The organism is Nocardia sp. NPDC058497 (assembly GCF_042720195.1).
GTDB lineage: Bacteria > Actinomycetota > Actinomycetes > Mycobacteriales > Mycobacteriaceae > Nocardia.
In genome coordinates this window covers 1-4,515 of the sequence record NZ_JBHXMY010000490.1, presented here as the reverse complement: position 1 = coordinate 4,515, position 4,515 = coordinate 1, and the positions used below count along the sequence as shown (strand labels likewise).

Below are 4,515 nucleotides of genomic sequence, written 5' to 3'. Positions count from 1 at the left end.
GCCCGCGCTCCGGCCGCCCCCCCCCCCCATTCCCGTTGCCCCGGCTGCGCCGGGGGGCGCCCCCCCCCCCCCCCCCGGGGCCCGGGGGCGCCGGGCGCGCCCGCCACGCCCGGAATCGACACGGCGAGCCGCCACAGTACGCGCAGACCAGGCCGCGCCACGGCAGGCTGCGCCGAAAGATGTTCGGCCAGCCGGATCGCCGAGGTCAGCAGGTCGACGCGCGGACTCAGCGGACCGACCATCCGGCGCTCCAGCGGCCACGAACTCACGGCCATCACCCCGCGCGCCGGGGACAGCAGGTCGGTGGTGAGCGCCGCGCAGATGTAATACGGGCGCGCGTACGGCGCCGAGCGGAACGAGCGCTCCTCGTCGCGGCGCAGGCTGGTCAGCCGGGCGGGCACCAGCTCGCCCGAGAAGAAGGCGTCATGGGTGGCCAGCACCAGTTTCGGCGACGACGGCACCGATAGCAGGGTCAGCGCGCGATGCACGTGTTCGCGCACCGGCACCGCGGGCGCCGCCGACGGCTCCGGCGCCTCCGAGATCGAGCCGAGAACCACGACGTCCCACTCGGTTTCGGCCTTGCGCAGTTCCGCCCTGAGCTGCCGCGCACCAGCCCGATCCCCCGCCGCGGCAGCCCGGCGCACCTCGGCGCGCAAACCGCTGATGCGCCCCTCCAGCTCCTCGGCCGAGTCCGTCACGAGTCGGAGCGTATCCACAGCTACCAGCATTGTCCAGTGAATACCAGTATTCTTCCTGCGCACCCGCCCGGTCCTGCACCGGTTGTTCGCCGCCGAGCCGCACGGACCCGACCTGGACTTCGACGAACTGCTCACCACCGGTGTCGGACTGCTGCTCGACGGCGTCGCGGTGCGGCACCGAACCATGACCGAATAACCTGGGGCGATGACCGCTGTTGCAGATCGTTCACTCGGACCAGAACTGGCACGCATCGAATCCATCAGCCCGGACACCGATGTGCTGGTGATCGGATTGACTTCTTCGGAGAACGGACCGGCCATCGTCCCCGCCGACCTGTTCGGCGACGTGCTCACCGCCGAGGTTCGGGCCGAACTGCTGGATGCCCTCGGCGCGGTCGGCGCCAAGGGCAAGCCCGAGGAACTGACCAGGGTGCCCGCACCGGCGGCGCTGGCCGACGTGACCAGTGTGCTCGCGGTCGGCCTCGGCGCGGCCGAGAAGATCGATGCCGAGCAGGTGCGCCGCAGCGCCGGAGTGGCCGGGCGCGCGCTCAGCGGCACCGAACTGGTGGCGACCACTCTTTCCGGCGTCGACCTGGCCGCCGCGGCCGAGGGCTTCTACCTCGGCGCCTACACCTTCACCACCTTCAAGTCCCCCAAGAGCGCGCCGAAACCGGACGAGCAGCCCGTGCTGCGCGTCGAGTTGCTGGTGCCCGCGCCGGAATTCGGCGTGCTGGAACTGCTGCGGGCGCAGCTGATCGCCGAGGCCGTCGCCACCGCACGCGATTTCGTCAACACCCCGCCGAGCGCGCTGTACCCGGCCGAATTCGCCGATCGGGCCCGCATCCTCGCCGAGGCCGCGGGCCTCGAGGTCGAGGTCCTCGACGAAGAGGCGCTCGCCGCAGGCGGTTACGGCGGCATCGTCGGCGTCGGCCAGGGATCCTCGCGCCCGCCGCGGCTGGTGCGCATCACCTACGCGGGCGGCCCGAAGAAGATCGCGCTCGTCGGCAAGGGCATCACCTTCGACACCGGCGGCATCTCGATCAAGCCCGCGGCCAACATGGAGAACATGACCTCCGACATGGCGGGCGCCGCGGCGGTCATCGCGACCACCCTGCTGGCCGCCCGTCTCGGCCTGCCGGTCACCGTCACCGCGACCGTCCCGATGGCCGAGAACATGCCGTCGGCTACCGCGCAGCGTCCCGGCGACGTGCTCACCCAGTACGGCGGCACCACCGTCGAGGTGCTCAACACCGACGCCGAGGGCCGACTCATCCTGGCCGACGCGATCGTGCGCGCCGCCGAGGACGAGCCCGACTACCTGATCGACGTCGCCACCCTCACCGGCGCGCAGATGGTCGCGCTCGGCACCCGCACGCCCGGCGTGATGGGCACCGACGAATTCCGCGATCGCGTCGCGGCGGTGTCGCGCACGGTCGGCGAGAACGGCTGGGCGATGCCGCTGCCCGCCGAGCTGCGCACCGACCTCAACTCCAAGGTCGCCGACCTGGCCAACGTCGCCCCGCACCGGTGGGGCGGAATGCTCTCGGCCGCACTGTTCCTCAAGGAGTTCGTGCCCGAGGGTGTGCAGTGGGCGCATCTCGACGTCGCAGGTCCGGCCTACAACACCGGCGGACCGTTCGGCTACATCGGCAAGGGCGGCACCGGCGTTCCGGTGCGCACCCTGATCACGGTGATCGAGGAGATCGGCGCGGAGTAGTCACTGCTCCTGTTCGCGGGCCCGCCGCTGCTCGATGCGGCGGCGGGCGTCGTAGTCGCGCATGCGCTGCGGATAGCCGGTGCGGTTGACGTCGTAGACCGGGATCTTCAGCACACCGGCCAGCCGCCGCGCGCCGCGTTCACCGACGATGCGGCGGGTCCATTCGCCGTCCGCGGCCACCAGAACCGCTGTGACATCGGTCACAGTGGTTTTCGGTTCGACGAACGCTTCGACGCCGCGCCGCGCCGCCGCCCATTCGGCCAGCGCGGCGATCTCCGACGCGCTGTCACGGGCGACTGTCCTGCTCCTGCCACGCGCGCCGCGGAAACGATCCAGCAAACCCACCGGTAACAACCTCCTGCGTCGCGACGGAAATCTGCTCACCGCCGTACATTCCATGGTGCCAGCTCTGCCCGGATTGCCGCCCTGCGCTACGTCGTCGGCGAGCGAGTGCAAGGATGGTTGCCGGAACAAGAAACCGACGATTCCCGGACGCCTCGCTCGTTGCGGCGGGGTGGACGTACGCCGCGACCCGCGACGCGTGTCTGCCGGGGTCGAAGCACTGTTGTATTACCCGTCTAACAGTCAGAGGAGACAGAGGACATGGCCTTCTCCGTCCAGATGCCGGCTCTTGGTGAGAGCGTCACCGAGGGAACGGTGACCAGGTGGCTGAAGCAGGAAGGAGACACGGTCGAGGTCGACGAACCGCTGCTCGAAGTCTCCACCGACAAAGTCGACACCGAGATCCCGTCGCCCACTGCCGGTGTGCTGTCGAAGATCGTCGCTCAGGAAGACGACATCGTCGAGGTCGGCGGTGAGCTCGGCGTGATCAGCGAAGCCGGCGAAGCCCCCGCCGCCGCTCCCGCGCCTGCTGCCGCACCTGCCGAATCCGCGCCCGAGCCCGCTCCGGCCCCCGAGCCCGCCCCCGCGGCGCAGGCTCCGGCCGCCGCCCCCGAGCCCGCTCCGGCCGCCGCGCCCGCCGCTTCCGGCACGTCCGTCAAGATGCCCGAGCTGGGCGAGTCGGTGACCGAAGGCACCGTGACCCGGTGGCTGAAGGCCGTGGGTGACACCGTCGCGGTCGACGAGCCGCTGCTCGAGGTGTCCACCGACAAGGTCGACACCGAGATCCCCTCGCCCGTCGCGGGCACGCTGCTCGAGATCTCCGCGCAGGAAGACGACGTCATCGCCGTCGGCGGTCAGCTGGGTGTGATCGGCAGCGGTGCGCCCGCGGCCGCGCCGGCGCCTGCCCCGGCACCCGCGCCCGCTCCGGAACCGGCACCGGCTCCTGCGCCCGCCCCGGCTCCGGCGCCTGCCGCCGCTCCTCCGGCCCCCGCTCCGGCACCGGCCCCCGCGCCCGCTCCGGCGAAGGCTGCTCCGGCGTCCTCCGCCAACGGCAGCTCCCCGTACGTGACCCCGCTGGTCCGCAAGCTGGCCGAGGAGAACAACGTCGACCTGGCGACCCTCACCGGTTCCGGTGTGGGCGGGCGCATCCGCAAGCAGGACGTGCTCGCCGCCGCCGAGGCCAAGAAGGCACCCGCCGCGGCTCCGGCCGCCGCCGCTGCCGCGCCCGCCCCTGCCGCCAAGCAGGCCGCCGCGCCGAAGCTGGCCGGCCTGGTCGGCACCACGCAGAAGGCCAACCGGATCCGGCAGATCACCGCGACCAAGACGCGCGAATCGCTGCAGACCACCGCGCAGCTGACCCAGGTCCACGAGGCCGACGTCACCAAGATCGCGCATCTGCGTCAGCTCGCGAAGGCCTCCTTCAAGAACCGTGAGGGCGTCAACCTGACGTACCTGCCGTTCTTCGCGAAGGCCGTCGTCGAGGCGCTCGGTGTGCACCCGAACGTGAACGCCTCCTACAACGAGGACGCCAAGGAGATCACCTACCACGCGTCGGTGCACCTGGGTATCGCGGTCGACACCGAGCAGGGTCTGCTCTCGCCGGTCATCCACAACGCCAGCGACCTGTCGCTGGCCGGGCTGGCCCGCGCGATCGCCGACATCGCCCACCGCGCCCGCACCGGTGGCCTGAAGCCGGACGAGCTGTCCGGTGGCACCTTCACCAACACACACATCGGCAGCCAGGGCGGGGTTGTCGAC

4 protein-coding genes are annotated in these 4,515 nt (G+C 71.5%); 2 read left to right on the top strand and 2 right to left on the bottom strand.

The window, feature by feature from the left end:
* The coding region (locus ACFWPJ_RS25610; protein WP_378854934.1) for a hypothetical protein at positions 1-698 on the bottom strand (698 nt) is incomplete at its 3' end.
* A gap of 205 nt (positions 699-903) precedes the next feature.
* Between ACFWPJ_RS25610 and ACFWPJ_RS25605 the strand changes: the two genes are divergently transcribed.
* On the top strand, positions 904-2,415 hold the full coding sequence (locus ACFWPJ_RS25605) for a leucyl aminopeptidase (protein WP_378854932.1): 1,512 nt from the start codon (positions 904-906) through the stop codon (positions 2,413-2,415).
* Here the strand turns inward: ACFWPJ_RS25605 and ACFWPJ_RS25600 are convergent, their stop codons facing one another.
* Complete coding sequence (locus ACFWPJ_RS25600) at positions 2,416-2,760, bottom strand: oxidoreductase (RefSeq protein WP_378854930.1); 345 nt, start codon at positions 2,758-2,760, stop codon at positions 2,416-2,418. It lies immediately after the preceding gene.
* A gap of 258 nt (positions 2,761-3,018) precedes the next feature.
* Here ACFWPJ_RS25600 and sucB point away from each other — a divergent pair.
* Positions 3,019-4,515, top strand: a 1,497-nt coding sequence (sucB, locus tag ACFWPJ_RS25595) for a 2-oxoglutarate dehydrogenase, E2 component, dihydrolipoamide succinyltransferase (protein ID WP_378854929.1), incomplete at its 3' end; no start/stop codon positions are given.

What these genes read in the sequence shown, in the direction of transcription:
- ACFWPJ_RS25605 (WP_378854932.1), top strand. Translation starts at nt 904, where the DNA reads ATGACCGCTGTTGCAGATCGTTCACTCGGACCAGAACTGGCACGCATC.